At 74.5% G+C, this 16,100-nt stretch carries 14 protein-coding genes; 5 read left to right on the forward strand and 9 right to left on the reverse strand.

What is annotated here, in order from left to right; translation table 11 throughout:
* Positions 1-98 precede the first annotated feature (98 nt).
* The gene (locus ACLWS4_RS09060; RefSeq protein WP_416873734.1) at positions 99-872 is read right to left on the reverse strand and encodes an isocitrate lyase/PEP mutase family protein; all 774 of its coding nucleotides are present in this window, start codon (positions 870-872) and stop codon (positions 99-101) included.
* Positions 869-2,335, reverse strand: coding sequence for a hypothetical protein (locus tag ACLWS4_RS09065; protein ID WP_416873735.1), 1,467 nt, complete (start codon positions 2,333-2,335; stop codon positions 869-871). Before ACLWS4_RS09065 ends, ACLWS4_RS09060 begins: the two co-directional genes overlap by 4 nt.
* Positions 2,336-2,498: 163 nt before the next feature.
* Here ACLWS4_RS09065 and ACLWS4_RS09070 point away from each other — a divergent pair, with 163 nt between their 5' ends.
* Positions 2,499-3,194 (forward strand): ArsR/SmtB family transcription factor, encoded by a 696-nt coding sequence (locus ACLWS4_RS09070; protein ID WP_074001816.1) that lies wholly within the window; start codon positions 2,499-2,501, stop codon positions 3,192-3,194.
* Positions 3,195-3,218: 24 nt separating this feature from the next.
* Here the strand turns inward: ACLWS4_RS09070 and ACLWS4_RS09075 are convergent, their stop codons facing one another.
* The 3 genes from ACLWS4_RS09075 to ACLWS4_RS09085 all read right to left on the reverse strand — a co-directional run bounded on the left by ACLWS4_RS09075 (position 3,219) and on the right by ACLWS4_RS09085 (position 7,187).
* The gene (locus ACLWS4_RS09075) at positions 3,219-3,722 is read right to left on the reverse strand and encodes a DinB family protein (protein WP_049660190.1); all 504 of its coding nucleotides are present in this window, start codon (positions 3,720-3,722) and stop codon (positions 3,219-3,221) included.
* A gap of 36 nt (positions 3,723-3,758) precedes the next feature.
* Entirely contained in the window at positions 3,759-4,556 is a 798-nt protein-coding gene (locus tag ACLWS4_RS09080) for a VOC family protein (RefSeq protein WP_416873736.1), read from the reverse strand.
* Positions 4,557-4,682: 126 nt separating this feature from the next.
* Positions 4,683-7,187 (reverse strand): terpene synthase family protein, encoded by a 2,505-nt coding sequence (locus ACLWS4_RS09085; protein WP_416873737.1) that lies wholly within the window; start codon positions 7,185-7,187, stop codon positions 4,683-4,685.
* A gap of 412 nt (positions 7,188-7,599) precedes the next feature.
* On the opposite strand from ACLWS4_RS09085, the gene ACLWS4_RS09090 reads away from it, so the two are divergent.
* Entirely contained in the window at positions 7,600-8,244 is a 645-nt protein-coding gene (locus ACLWS4_RS09090) for an HhH-GPD-type base excision DNA repair protein (protein WP_049660490.1), read from the forward strand.
* A 107-nt stretch (positions 8,245-8,351) separates the two neighbouring features.
* On the opposite strand, the gene ACLWS4_RS09095 is transcribed toward ACLWS4_RS09090, so the two are convergent.
* Positions 8,352-9,860 (reverse strand): MFS transporter, encoded by a 1,509-nt coding sequence (locus tag ACLWS4_RS09095; protein WP_375876733.1) that lies wholly within the window; start codon positions 9,858-9,860, stop codon positions 8,352-8,354.
* A gap of 129 nt (positions 9,861-9,989) precedes the next feature.
* On the opposite strand from ACLWS4_RS09095, the gene ACLWS4_RS09100 reads away from it, so the two are divergent.
* Positions 9,990-10,988 (forward strand): helix-turn-helix transcriptional regulator, encoded by a 999-nt coding sequence (locus ACLWS4_RS09100; protein ID WP_380779886.1) that lies wholly within the window; start codon positions 9,990-9,992, stop codon positions 10,986-10,988.
* Positions 10,989-11,011: 23 nt separating this feature from the next.
* Here ACLWS4_RS09100 and ACLWS4_RS09105 read toward each other — a convergent pair whose 3' ends face one another.
* Both ACLWS4_RS09105 and ACLWS4_RS09110 read right to left on the reverse strand, forming a co-directional pair.
* Positions 11,012-11,896 (reverse strand): hypothetical protein, encoded by an 885-nt coding sequence (locus ACLWS4_RS09105; protein WP_416873738.1) that lies wholly within the window; start codon positions 11,894-11,896, stop codon positions 11,012-11,014.
* Between the two features lie 26 nt (positions 11,897-11,922).
* Positions 11,923-12,441 (reverse strand): YbhB/YbcL family Raf kinase inhibitor-like protein, encoded by a 519-nt coding sequence (locus ACLWS4_RS09110; protein ID WP_416873739.1) that lies wholly within the window; start codon positions 12,439-12,441, stop codon positions 11,923-11,925.
* A gap of 99 nt (positions 12,442-12,540) precedes the next feature.
* Here ACLWS4_RS09110 and ACLWS4_RS09115 point away from each other — a divergent pair, with 99 nt between their 5' ends.
* Positions 12,541-13,200, forward strand: a complete 660-nt coding sequence (locus ACLWS4_RS09115) for a rhomboid family intramembrane serine protease (protein WP_416873740.1) — start codon at positions 12,541-12,543, stop codon at positions 13,198-13,200.
* 115 nt (positions 13,201-13,315) lie between these two features.
* On the forward strand, positions 13,316-14,482 hold the full coding sequence (locus ACLWS4_RS09120) for a hypothetical protein (RefSeq protein ID WP_074001821.1): 1,167 nt from the start codon (positions 13,316-13,318) through the stop codon (positions 14,480-14,482).
* Positions 14,483-14,510: 28 nt separating this feature from the next.
* Here ACLWS4_RS09120 and ACLWS4_RS09125 read toward each other — a convergent pair whose 3' ends face one another.
* Positions 14,511-16,091: a helicase HerA-like domain-containing protein gene (locus ACLWS4_RS09125; RefSeq protein ID WP_074001822.1), complete on the reverse strand. Its 1,581-nt coding sequence runs from the start codon at positions 16,089-16,091 to the stop codon at positions 14,511-14,513.
* Positions 16,092-16,100: the final 9 nt, after the last annotated feature.

The following is a 16,100-nucleotide window of genomic DNA, read 5'->3' on the forward strand; positions in this document are numbered from 1 at the left end:
TCCGGGGGCCGCCCCCGCCCGACGTGCCGCCTCCCGCCCGGCCGCACGGTACAGCGCCGTCCCGGCCGCCCGGCCCGGCGCCGCCCCGACCGCGCGGCTCAGCTCCCGCTGAGCGCCTGCACCTCCGCGTACCCCGGCACCGGACCGACCGGCTCCCCCGCCGCGACGGCCGCCGCCGTGGCCACCGCCGCCGCCAGTGCCGCGCGGTACAGCAGCGACCCGAGGCTGACCCGGGCCACCCCGAGCGCGGCCAGCTCGGCGAGGCCCGGGCCGGTCGGCGTCCAGAGGATGTTGAGCGGGACGGCGAGCGCGCCGACCAGCCGGCCGATCGCCGCCGGACCGGTCAGCCCGGGGACGAACACGCCGTCCGCGCCCGCCTGTTGGTAGGCGTCCAGGCGGCGGAGCGTCTCCGCCTCGGGGGCGTCCTGCCCACACCAGTAGGTGTCGGTACGGGCGTTGACGAACAGCTCCGGGGCGGCCGCCTTCACCGCGGCGATCTTCGCGGCGTGGCGGGCGGACGGGGCCAGCGTGCCGTCCGCCCGGCCGTCCTCCAGGTTGATGCCGACCGCGCCGGCCTCGACCAACTCAACGGCCAGCTCGGCGACTTCGTCCGGGTCGTCGCTGAACCCGGACTCCGCGTCGACGCTGAGCAGGAAGCCGTCGCGCCCGAGCCGGCGCGCCAGCCGTACGGTCTCCGCGCGGGTGGCGGCGGCGCCGTCGGGGAGGCCGGCGACGGCCGCCACACCCAGGCTGGTGGTGCCGATCGCGGGGTGGCCCTGGGCGGCGAGGGCGACGGCCGAGGCGTGGTCCCAGGCGTTGGGGAGCAGCAGCGGGCGCCCGGGGCGGTGGTGCAGGGCGGCGAAGGGGGTCATCGGGTCGTCTCCATCGGCTCGTTCGCACGGTGTCCGGACGGGTCCGCCGGACTGTCGGTCGCACACGTCGGGCCGTCGGCGACCCACGCCGGATCCGCGGCGCCGCCCCTCGCACCCGCCAGGCTCCCGACCGAGTCCGCGTAGTAGTACCCGGCCTCGGAGACGTGGCAGACGATCTGCCGGAAGCTCCAGCCCGTCCCCGGGGAGTCGTCCAGCCGTTCGTCCGGCAGCGCCGCGACCCGCCGGGACCAGATCCCGGCCAGCCGGGTCAGCCGGCTGCGGGCCTCGTCCAGGTCGGCGGTGGTGAACGGCGCCAGGTCGGCCGGGGTGGTGGCGTTGGAGGCGTGCCAGCGGTCGGGCTCGGTCGGTTCGCCGACCAGCCGGGCCTCCACCTCGGCGAGGTGGTCGACGAGATGGTCGGTGATGCGGCGAACGGCCTTGTGCGGCGCGTAGGTTCGGCCGTCGGTGTTGACGATCGGACGGCCGTCCCAGGCCGTCCAGCCGACCGCCAGGGCGAGCACGTACGTGACCATCTCCGGCACCAGGGCGGCCAGTTCGGCCTTGTCGAGGTCCGGGGTCGACGGCGGCGTCCCGGTGTCCGCCGGATCGGAGGCGCCGTACAGGATGCCCTCGGCGATCACCAGGGCCTGCGAGCGGCCCGGGCAACTCCGGGGCGGGGCGCCGAAGGTGAGCGCGACCCCGGCCGGCGCCCCGGCCTGGGCGGCGGCGATGTCGAGCAGGACCCGCGTCCCGACCGGCACCGCGACCCCGCCGACCTCGGTCGCCCGGACGGCGATCCGCCGCATCGTCCGGACCGGCGGGTCCGTGCGCAGCACGCCGGCCAACCCGTCCTCGTGCCGGCGGGCGCCCTCGACCAGCGCGGCGGTGGCGTCGCAGGCCTGGACCAGCAGGCCGATCCGGTTCGCGGCGGTCTCCTCGTCCCGGTCCCCCATCGCGGGCAGCAGCCGGGCCACCGCCGCATCGGCCACCGGGTCGGCCGACGCGCCGTCCACCGCCGGGTCCACGGCCGGGTCCGCCACCGGGCCGTCCAGCGCCGAACAGGCCGGCGCGTCGGTGAAGTAAGCCCGGGACACCGTCGCGACGTCCCGCGCCACGGCCTCCGGGTCGGCCAGGCCGAGCTCCGCCGCGAGCACCCGGACGACCCGCAGCCGGACGTCGGACTCGAAGCCGCCGGCCGCGGCCACCCGCAGCCGGTCCGGGTCCAGCCGCTCCAGGTCGGCCAGCACCAGCGCCCGGCGCCGGGCGTGCGGTTCCCCGGAGCTGAACCGGGCGACGGCGGACCGCAGCCAGGCCACCGTGCCGGGGGCACCGCCCGGCACACCAGGCGCGGGGGCCGCCGCGGGCAGCGGCACCAGCGCGGGATCGGCCAGGGCCGCCGTCACATCGTCGTAGCGGGAGAAGGTCGTGGTCGCCGCCCCGGGGACCACCGTGGTTTCGCTCATGCCGTCATCGTGGCCCCGGGTCGTTTCGGCCCCGGCCGAACCGTGCCGGGGCGACTCTGGAGGCATGTCCCCGGCTCCGCTCCCCCACGCGGCCCCGCCGCCGCGACCGCCCCGTCCCCCGCACCAGGGCGTCCACGCACCGCCGTGCCCCGACCATGGAGGCATGACGCTCGCCGCCCTCGCCGCCCTGCTCGCCGACCCCACCCGGGCCGCCATCTGCTCCGCCCTGCTCGACGGCCGCGCCTGGACGGCCGGTGAGCTGGCCCGGCACGCGCGCGTCGCGCCGTCCACGGCCAGCGAGCACCTGTCCCGGCTGATCGCGGGCGGGCTGCTGGCCGAGGAGCGGCAGGGCCGGCACCGGTATGTCCGGCTGGCCTCGCCCGCGGTGGCCACGCTGATCGAGGACCTCACCGTCTTCGCGGAGTCCGGTCCCGGCCCCGCGACCGCGCCCCGCAACCTGACCGAGGCCACCCGGCTGAGCGCCGAGGCCCGCGCCCGCACCTGCTACGACCACCTGGCCGGACGCCTCGGCGTGGCCGTGTCGGACGCGCTGTTCGCGCGCGGCCTGGTCACCGAGGAGGACGGGCTGGCCCTCACCGGACGCGGCCGGGACTGGCTGGCCGCGCAGGCGATCGAGCTGCCGCCGGGCGCGGGCCGCCGTGGCGGACGCCCGGTGGTGCGCAGCTGCCTGGACTGGACGGAGCGCCGCGGCCACCTGGGCGGGGCGCTGGGCGCGGCCCTCTGCCGGGCCGCCCTGGACCGCGCCTGGGTGGAGCGGATCGGCTCCGGCCGGGCCCTCCGGGTCACCCCGGACGGCGGCCGGGCGCTGCGCGAACTCCTCGGCGTGGAGCTGCCCTGACGGCCGCCCCGGCGCCGCTCCCGCTCAGCCCATCGACTTCGCCCCGTCCAGCGCCTCCCGGATGATGTCCGCGTGCCCGGCGTGCTGCGCGGTCTCGGCGATCAGGTGCAGCAGCACCCGCCGGGCCGACCAGGCCGTGCCCGGCGGGAACCAGGGCGCGGGCGGCAGGTCGTGGGCGGCGTCGAGGTCGGGCAGGCTCCGGACCAGCTCGTCCGTTCCGCGCGCCGTCCGCTCGTACTCGGCGAGCAGCCCGGCCAGGGTGTCGCCCTCCGCCATCCGGAACTGGGCCGCCCAGGCGTCCGGGTCGGCGGCGCCCGCGTCCCCGCTCCGCATCGCCTCCGCACCGCCGGTGATGAACCGCGCCCAGCGCGCCTCGACCCCCGCCACGTGCTTGATCAGGCCGCCGAGGCTCAGCTCGCTGACGGTGGTGCGCTCGGCCGCCTGCGCGTCGGTGAGGTCCCGTACGGTGTGCCGCAGCAGTCCGCGGTGCTTGTCCAGCGTCTCGACGAGTTCCTCGCGCTCACCCATCGGCCACCCCTGTCGCTCGTCGTCCCGTCGGACGCATCAGACGTCCTCCGTCTCCGGCTGCTCCCCTACCCGCCGGTCGAGGTCGATCAACCCGAAGGCCGCGCCCTGCGGGTCGCCGACCGCCGCGAACCGGCCGAACGGGCTGTCCATCGGCCCGAAGTACACCGTGCCGCCGCGCGCCGTCAGCCGCCCGATCGCGGCGTCGGTGTCGTCCACCGCGAAGTAGACGCTGATGTACGAGGGGGCCTCGGGCGGCAGGAAGTCGCCCTCCGCTCCCATCCGGCCCAGCACCGGCCGGCCGCCGACCTGGAACATCCGGTAGTCGAAGTCCCCGCCCACCATCTTCTGCACGCCGTACGGGAAGACCGCCGGGAAGAAGGCGTCCGCCTTCGCGGGCTCGCGGGTCACCACCTCGGCCCAGCTGTACGCGCCGGGCTCGCCCTGCTTCTCGAAGCCCTCGTGCCGCCCGGCCTGCCAGACGCCGAACACCACGCCGCCCGGGTCCCTGGCGATCACCAGCGTGCCGAAGTCGTCGACCTGCATCGGCCCCATGACCACCTCGCCGCCGTTGGCGCGGATCCGCGCCGCGGTGGCGCCGGCGTCCGGTGAGGCCAGGTACAGGCACCAGGCGGACTGGGCCTCCGCGCCGGGCATCGGCGGCACGACCGCGGCGACGGCCTTGCCGTCCGAGTACGCCTGGGTGTAGTTGCCGAACTCCGACGAGCTCTCGCCGAAGGTCCAGCCGAGCACGTCGCCGTAGAAGGCCTTGGCGCCCTCCAGGTCGGTGAACATCGCGTCGGCCCAACAGGGTGTGCCCTCAGGTAGCGCAGCCATCTCTCTGCCCTCGTGTGTGGCGAAGCGCGCGCCGGGAGGGCGCACGCCGGCCCCCGGTTCGTCAGCCTAGCCACGACGCGCCGCACCCGCGCGGGCTGGAACCCGCGCGGGTGCGGACCTCCGAGGTCAGCCGCCCGCCGACAGGCGCAGCGAGGCCGTGCCCAGGCCGGTCGGCCCGAGCGGCACCGGGGGCGCCGAGGGCACCGGCACGCTCGGAACCACCGGGGCGGTGCTCGCCGCCGGAGCCTCGGCGGCCGCCGCCGTGGCCGCCCGACGGGCCTGCGAGGCCTCCACCAGGTCCCGTTCGGCGCCGAAGTGCCGCTCCAAATCGGCCGTGCCGTACCGGAGGCAGCCCCCGTGCCAGTTGAGGATGCCCGCGAGCCAGTTCTCCAGCTCCCCCACGTACCCGTCGAGCAGTTCCCTGGCCGCCTGCTCCAGCCCGAAGTCCTCGTACATGACCGGGAGTTCCTTCTGCGCGACGTGCTGGAACTGGCCCAGCCGCGAGTGCATCAGGTCGTCGACGATCCGGACCCCAGACGGGTAGTCGCAGCCGAAGAAGTTCTGCACCACCAGGACGGCGTTGTGCAGCTCGCCCTCGTACTCGACCTCCTTCTGGTACGAGAAGAGGTCGTTCATCATGCACGCGTAGTCCATCGCGGAGTTCTCCAGCGCGCGCATCGAGCCGTGGTCGTACACCTCCTGCGGCACGGTCTGCCCGTGGCCGAGGCGGGAGAGGCTCGTGGTGAGCTCGGAGCCGAAGGTGGAGCGGCGCATCTCCAGGTAGTCCACCGGGTCCGGGATCCGGTTCTGGATCTGGTTGGCCAGCTCCCAGATCCAGCTGTCCAGCATCACCTCGACGGCCACCCGGAACCGGCCCCTGGCCTCGACGGCCATCGGGCCGGCGGTGCGCTCCCAGATGTCGGCGAGGCCGCGCTCCAGCGCGTTGACGGGCTCCGGCGCGGGGGTGCCGTCCACCGGCATGAACAGGGACAGCCGCGCGTTGGCGGCCTTGGCGCCGCCCAGGTCGCGGGTGCGTCCGAAGGCCCGGGGGTAGTAGTCGTCGGCCCAGGTGCCCCAGGCCAACCAGGCGGAGGCGATGTCGAGTTGGTCGGCGGTGGCGTCCGGGTGGAGGCCGGCCGCGCAGAGCGGGAGGTCGTAGTCGCGCATCGACTCGGCGTCCCAGATGCCGGACGCGGGGACGCCCGGCTCCGCCGCCAGCAGCCCCATCCGCCCGGCCCACTCGATCACGCGCTCCCGGGCGCCGTCCAGGTGCGGGCTCAGCCGGAGCTCGTACGGCAGCTCGAACTCGGGCAGCAGGGACGGCCCGACGGCCTGGTGCGGCACGTGGCCGTGCGACCGCGCCCGCCGCACTGCCGGGCCCGCCGCACCCTCGGCCGCACCCGTTGGGCTCGCCTCCGCCGGGCTCGCCTCCGCCGCTGCCGCCTCCGCCGCGGCCGTCGAGGCCCCGGCGGCCGTGCTACGCAGGATGTCCAGCGCCGAGGTCCCGATGCCGCCGATCGCGTACTGGTCCCACCAGTTGCCGCCACCGGGCCCACCCGGCAGCCCCGGCAGCCCACCGCCCGAACCGGGCGCCACCTCGCCGCCCGAGGCCGCCGAACCGGACGAACTCGCGGCCGCCCCACCGCCGTTCATGTACCGGCTGGAGCGCAGGTGCCACTCGTGCCCGCCGGACTGCCAGTCCTGGAGGCCCTTGACGTACGCCATCACCCGGGCACGGCCCGCCGGGTCCAGCCCGGTCTCCGCGAACAGCACCGGCAGTTCGGTGAACACGGTGTTCTCGAACTGCTGCAGCCGCGAGGTGAGCAGGTCGTTGACCGCCTCGGCGGCCTCCTGGGTGGAGCACTCCAGGAACCGCTCCAGCACCAGGATGCCGTTGCTCAGCTCGCCCTCGTCCTCCACCTCCCGCTGGTACGAGAAGATGTCGTTGCGCAGGTGCACCCCGTCGGAGAAGGCGTCCATCAGCACCCGCAGCGCCCGCGAACCCGACACCTCCTTCGGCACCTCGGCACCGGCCGCGTACTCGACCAGCTGCGCGGACCAGGGCGCGCCGCCGACCTTGCGGCGCATCTCGATGTACTCGACCGGGTTGGCCACCCGGCCCTCGTTGATGTTGGCGAGCTCCCACAGCGACTCGTTGAGCAGGTTCCGGGTGCTCGCGGCGAACCGGAGCCGCCAGTCCTCACCCATCACCGGCACGGTGCGCCGCCACAGGTCGGCCAGTCCCGCCTCGACCGGGTTCTCCGGTTCCGGCAGCTCGGCGGCCGGGTCGGCCGGCATGAACAGCGGCAGCCGGTCGAGGTGGGCCTTGCCCGCCCCGCGGTCGTTGGTGCGCTTGTACATGTCGAGGAAGTGGTCGTCGAAGAAGAAGACCCACACGTACCAGTCGGTGACCAGGGACAGCGCCTCGGCGGAGGCGTCGGGGTGGGTGTACGCGCAGAGCAGTCCGTAGTCGTGGGCCTCCAGGTCGGCCTGGTCCCAGATCCCCGACCCCTCCAGCATCCCCATCTCCCGGGCCCAGCCGGTGGAGTGGGCCCGTGCCTCGTCCAGATGCGGGTTGAGGCGTGCCGGGTGCGGCACGTAGAAGGACGGCAGTTCGAACGGCTGGGTCACGGCGGGCGGGCCTTTCTGGACGTGTCGAATTGGACCAAGAATGACCCGCCGTCAGCTCGCCGCACCGTCACAACAGAAACAGTCATATGAAATGACTCGTTCCCCCCGTCCAGAACCACCCACCCGGCCGAGCGCCCTCCCCAACCCCCCACGCCCCCGCGCCCGCCGCCCCACGGACGCCGCACCGCCCCCGACCCTGGACCCCCGGCGGATGCGACAGGCGCGGGCAAAAAATATCCCTCGCGCCCCCGCCGGCACCCCCGGCAACCGCTCCGCCAACGAACAATGCAGCTCTGGCAAGGCCTTGAACAGACAAGACTTCCCCGGCTACGGGCGTGTTGACCGCGTACGCCAACGCCGCTTCCACCAGACTGGGCGCCGACCCGACGTCAACTCCGAGGAGGGCAAGCCCATGAACGTCACCGTCCGGCTCGCACAGCAGCCCGAGGCCGACGAACTGCTCGGACGCAGCGCGCTCGCCGCACTCGTCGGCATGCTGCTGGACCAGCAGGTCCCGATGGAGTGGGCGTTCACCGGCCCGCTGACCATCGCCCAGCGCCTCGGCCACGACGACCTGGACGCCCACGAGATCGCCACCTACAACCCGGAGGAGTTCGTCGCGCTCCTCTCCGCCAAACCGGCGGTCCACCGCTACCCGGCCGCGATGGCCAAACGGGTGCAGCAGCTCTGCCAGTTCCTCGTCGCGCAGTACGACGGCGACGCGGCCGCGCTGTGGAAGAACGTCCGCACCGGCAAGGAGCTGCTCAGCCGGCTCAACGCCCTGCCCGGCTTCGGCAAGCAGAAGTCGCAGATCTTCCTGGCCCTGCTCGGCAAGCAGTACGGGGTACGGCCGGAGGGCTGGCGCGAGGCGGCCGGGGTGTACGGCGAGGAGGGCGCGCACCGCTCGGTGGCCGACATCACCGGCCCCGAATCGCTCACCCTGGTGCGGGAGTTCAAGCAGGAGGTGAAGCGCGCCGCGAAGGAGGCCAAGGCCGCCGCCAAGCCGCGCACCACCACCCGCGCGTCCGCCGCCCCCACCCCGACCGGTGTGCGCTGAGCACCCGCTGACCCACCCGGCCGGCCGTACCGGGGCCGGCCCCGCCCAGAGCGCGACGCGGGCCCCGGCCGCGCCGCGCGACCGGGCCCGTGAACGGGAGCGCTCCGTCAGGCCACGACGGGCGCCTGCTGCTCCGCGGTGGAACCGTCCGCGGAGCCACCCGCGCCCCCGGAACCGGCCACCGCCCCGAGCGCCTTGCGCCGCCGCGGCAGCGCGAACATCAGCAGGAAGACCGCGAGCAGCACCCCGGCGACCCACCACATCGCGTGCACGAAGGCCCCGCCGAACGCCGTCCCGACCGCCTCCGGCGCGACCACGTCGTCCATCGCCCCGAAGAAGGCCACCGACACCAGGCCGAGCCCGAGCGCGTTGCCCACCTGCTGCACGGTGTTGATCAGCCCGGACGCCGAACCGGCGTGCTCACGCGGCACCTCGGCCAGCACCGCGTCGGTGATCGGCGCGACGATCAGCCCCATCCCGAGGCCCATCACCACCAGCGGCAGCGCCATCTGCCAGGCGGTGATCGTCGTCCCGTACCGGTCCGCCTCCCAGATGTAGACGAGCACGCCCGCCGCCATCACCAGCGCGCCGGTCTGCAGCACCTTCCGCCCGAACCGCGGCACCAGCTTCTGCACCGACAGTCCGGCCGCCGTGGAGACCGCGATCGAGAACGGGATGCCGGTCGCGCCGGCCTTGAGCGGGCTCCAGCCCAGCCCGATCTGCATGTAGAGGGTCCAGACCAGGAAGTAGATGCCGAGTGCCACGCCGAAGGCCAGCTGCACGCAGATCCCGGCCGCGAAGGACTTCACCCGGAACAGCGCCAGCTCCACCAGGGGAGAGCCGTCCCGCCGCGTCTTGACCTTCTCGTACGCCACGAACAGCGCGAACACCGGCAGGCTCCCGGCCATCGACAGGTAGCCCCACAGCGGCCAGCCGGCCTCCCGGCCGTGCGTCAGCGGGTAGATCAGCATCAGCAGGCCGAGGCTGGCCAGCGCCACGCCCACCAGGTCCAGCTTCAGCGCCTGGTCGGCCTTGGACTCGTCGATGAAGCGGCGGCCCAGCAGCAGTCCGGCGATGCCGACCGGCAGGTTGATCAGGAAGATCGGCCGCCAGGCCAGGCCGAACAGGTCCCACTCGGTGAGCAGCGCACCGATCATCGGACCGGAGACCGCGCCCAGCCCGACCACCGCGCCGAACAGGCCGAACACCTTGCCGCGCTCCTCCGCCGGGAAGGTCGCGTGGATGATCGACAGCACCTGCGGCACCATCAGCGCGGCCGTGCCGCCCTGGAGCACCCGGGTCGCGATCAGCATCTCGGGGCTGGAGGCCAGCCCGCACAGCGCCGAGGCCAGCGTGAAGCCGCCGATCCCGATCAGGAACACCCGCTTGCGGCCGTGGATGTCACCCAGCCGGCCGCCGGTGATCAGCCCGATCGCGAAGGCCAGCGCGTAGCCCCCGGTGACCCACTGGACGGCGCTGAACGAGGCGCCGGTGTCCTGCTGGATGCTCGGGATGGCGATGTTGACGATGGTCACGTCCACCAGGTCCATGAAGGAGGCGACCATCACGATCGTCAGCGCGATCCACCTCCGGCGCTCCGCTGCCGCGGTGCCCATTCCGTACTCCTCTACCTTTTCCACGTCCACGACAGTAGCGGGCATCTAGGTCAGAATCTGTCCCAGTTGGTCCGGCATTCTGGACGGCACGAGCGACGGCACGAGCGAGCGAAGCATCGAGAGGCGCACATGAGCGACACCCCGGCACGGCTGTTGAACCTCCTCTCGCTGCTCCAGACCCCGCGCGAGTGGCCCGGCAGCGAGCTCGCCGAACGGCTCGGCGTCAGCCCCCGCACCATCCGGCGCGACATCGACCGGCTGCGCGAGCTCGGCTACCCGGTGCGGGCCAGCATGGGCGCGGAGGGCGGCTACCGGCTGGTCGCGGGCACCGCGATGCCCCCGCTGCTGCTGGACGACGAGGAGGCGGTGGCCATCGCGGTCGGGCTCCGCGCGGCGGCCGGGCACGCCGTGGTCGGCATCGAGGAGGCCTCGGTACGGGCGCTCGGCAAGCTGCTCCAGGTGCTGCCGGGCCGACTGCGGCACCAGGTCGGGACGCTCAACTCCGCGACCGTGCCGCTGCTCGCCGGGGACGGCCCGACCGTCGACCCGGAGGACCTCACCGTGCTCGCCCGCGCCGTCACCGCCCGGGAGCGGCTGCGCTTCGGCTACCGGGCGTACGACGGCGCCGAGACCAGTCGGCAGGTCGAGCCCGAGCGGCTGGTCTCGGTCGGCCGCCGCTGGTACCTGGTCGGCTACGACCTGGACCGCGCGGACTGGCGGCTGTTCCGGGTCGACCGGCTGAGCGGCCCGGCCGCCACCGGCGTCCGCTTCACCCCGCGCCCGCTCCCCGCCGAGGACGCCGCCGCGTACGTGGCGGGCAAGCTGCGCCGCCCGTCACCGAGCGGCACCGTGGTCGCCACCGTGCACGCCCCCGCCGAGCGGGTCCGCGACAGCCTCCGGCCGGGCGACTCCGAGGTCGAACCGATCGACGGGCACAGCTGCCGGCTCCGCTCCCGTTCCGACTCGCTGGAGTGGACGGCGATGCGGCTGCTGTCGCTGGACTGCCCCTTCGAGGTGCACGAGCCGCCGGCGCTGCGCGAGCACCTGCGCCGGCTCGCCGACCGCGCCCACCACGCGGCCGGCCCGGAGGCTCGGACCCCAGGCCCCGCCCTGAAGGCCGGCACCTGAGGCCGCGACCTGAGGGCCGGAACCTAGGCCTCGACCCGGAACCAGCCGTTGCCGGAGCGGAACCAGAGCGCCCCGTCCCGGCCGTGCGCGCGCCCCCGGTCGAGGCCGCCGGGGACGCCGACCCGCTCGCGGCGCACCTCCCGCCAGCCCTTCCGGCTCTCCCGTTCGCACCGGATCAGCTCGCCGCCGGGCTGGAGGAACACGGCCCGGTCCCCGGCGATCGCGAAGCCCACCGGCTGGCGGGCCGGCAGCCGCATGACGACGGGCTCGCCCCCGCCCGGGTCGATCCCGGTGAGGTGGCTCCTGTCCCCGTACCAGGCCAGCCAGGCCCGCCGTCCCTCGGTGGCGGCGGCGAGGCCCTCCAGCGGCTGGTCGCCCAGCTGCCCGAAGTCCGGCCGCCAGACGATCCGTCCGGCGGTGTCCAGCCCGAGCAGGCCGTACTGGCCGAGCGGGTTGTCCCCGTAGTTGCCCTCGTCCCCGAAGGCGAGCCAGATCCGGCCGTCCCGGTCGGTGGTCAACGCCTGGACGGCGTCGCCGAGTTGCAGCTCCCGGGTCAGCCGGCCGTCCGGCCCGAAGACCTGGCCGTTGCGCTCCCAGCCGTCCGCCGACTCCTCGGCCCTGCCTCCGACCAGCAGCACCCGGCCGCCCGGCAGCAGCGCCAGGAAGTCCGGCGGGACCCCGACCCCGGTGAGCGGCACCCGCCACTCGCCCCGCGGGCCGCGCACCACCACCTCGCCGTCGAACGGCAGCCGGGCGCACGGCCACGAACCGGCCGGTGCCGCGTACCGCTCCGGCACCACCAGGACGGCCAGCTCCCCCTGCGGCCCGACCGTCCAGGTCAGGGCCCGGTGGCCGGCCCGGACGTCCTCCGCGGGCAGCCGCCAGACCTCGACCGGACGGTCGGACACCGGTATCGACATCGATCGGGCCCCGCTCAGACCCCGTACTCGGCGGTCAGCAGCGCCCGGCCCAGGGTGTGGAAGGTGAGGTTGAAGCCCACCTGGGCCGGCGGGGTGTCGGCGGCGACGTCCAGCTTCTCCACGTCCAGCGCGTGCACCGCGAAGACGTAGCGGTGCGGGGCGCCGGGCGGCGGGGCGGCGCCGTCGTACCGGTTGCCCGGGAAGTCGTTGCGGCCGTGGAAGGAGGCCTCGCCGGGCAGGCCGGCGTCCGAGGAGCCGGCGCCGCGCGGCAGGCCGGAGGTGTCGGCGGGCAGGTTCAGGGCGAGCCAGTGCCACCAGCCGGAGCCGGTCGGCGCGTCCGGGTCGTAGCAGGTGACCGCGATGCTCCGGGTGCCCTCCGGCAGGCCCGACCAGGCCAGCTGCGGCGAGAGGTTGCCGTCGGCGTGGACGAACTCCGGGCCCAGCGTGCCGCCTTCGGTGATGTCCTCGCTGCTCAGCGGGAAGGACGGCACCTGCGGAAGGAACTCGTACGGCAGCGGCGCGCGCTTGCTCATGGGCTGGTCACCTCTCACGGTCGGAATGACACAGGTCACTCTAAACGGCTCGCCGTAATCGGGTGCGTGTGCGATCCCGCCGCCCCTAGAGTCGACGGCATGGCCTCCAGAATGACCCGTCTGCTCTCCGACTCGCGCGACGCGCTGTTCACCATGATCGGCCTCCAGGCCGTCATCTGGTCCGTCCAGGTGGTCAACTGGCTGGACGACTACGGGCTGTCGCAGGAGTTCGGCCTGCGCTCGGAGCGGATCGGCGACCTGCCGGAGATCTTCACCTCGCCGTTCCTGCACTTCAGTTGGGACCACATCGCGGCCAATGCCTGGCCGCTGTTCCTGCTCGGCTTCCTGTCCGCCTACCGGGGCATGAAGAAGTTCCTGCTGGCCAGCCTGGTGATCACGATGTCCGACGGGCTGCTGGTCTGGCTGCTGGAGAGCCCAAACACCGTGACGGCCGGGGCGAGCGGCCTGGTCTACGGCTACCTCGGCTACGTGGTGCTGCGCGGCGTCCTGGACCGCAACGTGCTGGACGCGGCGGTCGGCATCGTCATCGCGGCGGTCTACTCGACCATCCTGATCGGCGTGCTGCCGGTCACCCCGGGCGTCAGCTGGCTGGGCCACCTGGGCGGACTGATCGGCGGGCTGGCCGCCGCCTTCCTGCTCCGCAGCCGGCCGGCCGAGCAGCGGGCCCCGAAGCCCGCCGCCGCCCCAGACAGCCCCGGATCCGCCCTGCTCAAGCAGCTGGACGACCTGGGCCTGTAGCCCCCGGCCCGGCGGCTGTCGGCCCGGTAGCCCACCCGGGCCATCAGGTATAGACCAATCCCACCCCTGCGGCTAGCGTGGACGGCTCACCCTCCCCCAGCTCCGGAGCCGCACCGTGGAGTCGTCCGTCCTCGCCTTCGCCACCGACCTGCTCGACGAGGGCGCCGACACCTTCTTCGGCAACCTCACCGACCGCGCCGGGGTCGGCGGCGTCACCCTCGCCTCCGTCTACCACGAGGCCCGCGACGTCTTCCCGCACAACCCCCGCCGGGTGGTCCGCTACCTGGAGCCGGGCGCGGCGTACTTCCGCCCCGACCCGGCCGCCTGGCGGGGCCGCCGGCTGGCCCCGGCGCCGTCCACCGCGATCGGCGACCGCGACCCCTTCGCCGAGGCCGGCGAGGAGGCCCGCCGCCGCGGCCTGAAGCTGCACGCCTGGACGGTCTTCTGCCACAACGACCGGCTCGGCTTCGCCCACCCCGACTGCGCCCCGGCCAACGCCTTCGGCGACCGCCACCTCACCGAGCTCTGCCCGGCGAACCCGGAGGTCCGGGAGTACGCGCTGACCCTGGTGGCCGAGCTGGCCCGGTACGGCGTGGACGCGGTCCGCGCCGAGTCCCTGCACTTCCACGGGCTGCGCCACGGCTACCACCACGAGCGCTACTTCGAGGAGCTGGGCCCGACCGCCGAGGCCCTGCTCGGGGTCTGCTTCTGCCCGCACTGCCGCGCCGCCGCCACCGCCGCCGGGGTCCCGGCCGAGGAGGTGGCCGAGGCGGTCCGCGCCGAGCTGCGCCACCGGCTGGCCGACGAGTCCGCCGCCGCCCGGCCCGCCGACCTCAGCGCCCTCGCCGACGGCGCCTTCGCCGCCTACGTGGACGCCTCCGCCGCCACCGTCACCTCGCTGGCCGCCGACCTCTCCGAGCAGGCCCGCCGGCACGGCATGCGGCTGAGCTTCATGGACGGCGGCGGCCCGGGCACCGGCTGGCTGGCCGGCATCGACCTGCCCGCCCTCGCCGGAGCCGCCGACCAGATCGAGACCCTCGGCTACGCGAAGACCCCGGAGGCCGTCCGGGAGAAGCTCGCCGCCTTCGCCCTGCACGGCGTCCACCCGAAGTCCATGGCGGTGATCCTGCGCCCGATGTCCTCCGACTGCGACGGCCCGGAGAACCTCGCCGCCAAGATCGCCACCCTGCGCGAACTCGGCGTCCCCGAGGTCGAGTTCTACCACTACGGCCTGATGCGGCTGTCCTCCCTGGACCGGATCGGCGCCGCGCTCTCCTCCTGAGGCCGGCCGCCGCCCGCCCCGGAACCGGTCACCGCCGCCGCTTGGACGTCCCGAACAGGCTGCGCGAGATCTCCTGCCCGAGCTGCTTCCCGGCCGAGCGCGCGAAGGACTTGACGCTCGGGTTGTTCAGCAGCGACCCGAGCAGCCCGCCCACGCCCGCCTGCTCCCGCGCCTTCCCCTCCCGCTCCTCCCGCCGCGCCGCCGGCTCGGGAGGAGCCGACGCGGGAGGCCCGGCCGGCGCCGCCTCCGGCCGGGGGGCGCGCGCCGCCAGCTTCTCGTACGCCGACTCCCGGTCGATCGCGTCCCGGTAGCGCGCCGTCAGCGGCGAGGCGTCCACCACCGCCCGCAGGTCCGCCGCCTCGATCGGCCCCATCAGCGACTGCGGCGCCCGCAGCCTGGTCGCCGCGACCGGGGTCGGCGCGCCCTTCTCGGAGAGGACGGTGACCACGGCCTCGCCGGTGCCCAGCGAGGTCAGCACCGCGCCGAGGTCGTACGAGGAGCGCGGGAAGGTCGAGACGGTGGCCTTCAGCGCCTTGGCGTCGTCGGGGGTGAAGGCGCGCAGCGCGTGCTGCACCCGGTTGCCCAACTGCGCCAGCACGTCGGACGGGACGTCCCGCGGCGTCTGGGTCACGAAGAAGATGCCGACGCCCTTGGAGCGGATCAGCCGCACGGTCTGGGTGATCGCCTCCAGGAAGGCCTTGGAGGCGCCCTTGAACAGCAGGTGCGCCTCGTCGAAGAAGAACACCAGCTTGGGCTTGTCCGGGTCGCCCACCTCGGGCAGCTCCTGGTAGAGGTCGGCGAGCAGCCACATCAGGAAGGTGGAGAACAGCCGCGGCCGGTCCTGTACGGCGGGCAGTTCCAGCACCGAGACCACGCCCCGGCCGTCCGGGGCCGTCCGCAGCAGTTCGGCGGTGTCGAACTCGGGCTCGCCGAAGAACGCCCCGGCGCCCTCGTTCTCCAGCACGGTGAGCGCCCGCAGGATCACCCCGGCGGTGGCCGCCGAGAGCCCGCCGATGGTCCGCAGCTCCTCCTTGCCCTCGGGCGAGGCGAGGAAGGCGATCACCGCGGTGAGGTCCTTGAGGTCGTAGAGCTCCAGGCCCTTGGCGTCGGCGTAGTGGAACACCAGGGTGAGCGAGGACTCCTGGGTCTCGTTCAGGTCGAGCACCTTGGCCAGCAGCAGCGGCCCGAAGCTGGTGACGGTGGCCCGGATCGGGATGCCCGCGCCCTGTCCGCCGAGCGCGTAGAACTCGGCGGGGCAGCCGCGCGGCTCCCACTGCTGCCCGACCTCGGCGGCCCGGGCACCGGTCCGCTCGCTCGGCGTCCCGGGCGCGGCGACACCGGAGACGTCCCCCTTGATGTCGGCCAGGAACACCGGCACGCCCTGCGCGGAGAGCTGTTCGGCGATCAGCTGGAGGGTCTTGGTCTTGCCGGTGCCGGTGGCCCCGGCGACCAGCCCGTGCCGGTTGAGCACGCCCAGCGGGATGCGCACCTGGGCGTCCGGGTACGCGGTGCCGTCCAGCAGCACCGCGCCGAGGTCGAGGGCAGGGCCGGTGAAGGCGTACCCGGCGGCGATCTCCCGGACGGCCTGCGGGGTGAGGTCGGAGTCCATCGGTGCACA

The organism is Kitasatospora sp. SC0581, assembly GCF_048159585.1.
Lineage (GTDB): Bacteria > Actinomycetota > Actinomycetes > Streptomycetales > Streptomycetaceae > Kitasatospora.

Bases quoted from the DNA above. Each gene is read 5' to 3' on its own strand.
- ACLWS4_RS09060 (WP_416873734.1), bottom strand. From the start codon at position 872: ATGACCCCCTTCGCCGCCCTGCACCACCGCCCCGGGCGCCCGCTGCTG.
- ACLWS4_RS09065 (WP_416873735.1), bottom strand. From the start codon at position 2,335: ATGAGCGAAACCACGGTGGTCCCCGGGGCGGCGACCACGACCTTCTCC.
- ACLWS4_RS09070 (WP_074001816.1), top strand. From the start codon at position 2,499: ATGACGCTCGCCGCCCTCGCCGCCCTGCTCGCCGACCCCACCCGGGCC.
- ACLWS4_RS09075 (WP_049660190.1), bottom strand. From the start codon at position 3,722: ATGGGTGAGCGCGAGGAACTCGTCGAGACGCTGGACAAGCACCGCGGA.
- ACLWS4_RS09080 (WP_416873736.1), bottom strand. From the start codon at position 4,556: ATGGCTGCGCTACCTGAGGGCACACCCTGTTGGGCCGACGCGATGTTC.
- ACLWS4_RS09090 (WP_049660490.1), top strand. From the start codon at position 7,600: ATGAACGTCACCGTCCGGCTCGCACAGCAGCCCGAGGCCGACGAACTG.
- ACLWS4_RS09095 (WP_375876733.1), bottom strand. From the start codon at position 9,860: ATGGGCACCGCGGCAGCGGAGCGCCGGAGGTGGATCGCGCTGACGATC.
- ACLWS4_RS09100 (WP_380779886.1), top strand. From the start codon at position 9,990: ATGAGCGACACCCCGGCACGGCTGTTGAACCTCCTCTCGCTGCTCCAG.
- ACLWS4_RS09110 (WP_416873739.1), bottom strand. From the start codon at position 12,441: ATGAGCAAGCGCGCGCCGCTGCCGTACGAGTTCCTTCCGCAGGTGCCG.
- ACLWS4_RS09115 (WP_416873740.1), top strand. From the start codon at position 12,541: ATGGCCTCCAGAATGACCCGTCTGCTCTCCGACTCGCGCGACGCGCTG.
- ACLWS4_RS09125 (WP_074001822.1), bottom strand. From the start codon at position 16,091: ATGGACTCCGACCTCACCCCGCAGGCCGTCCGGGAGATCGCCGCCGGG.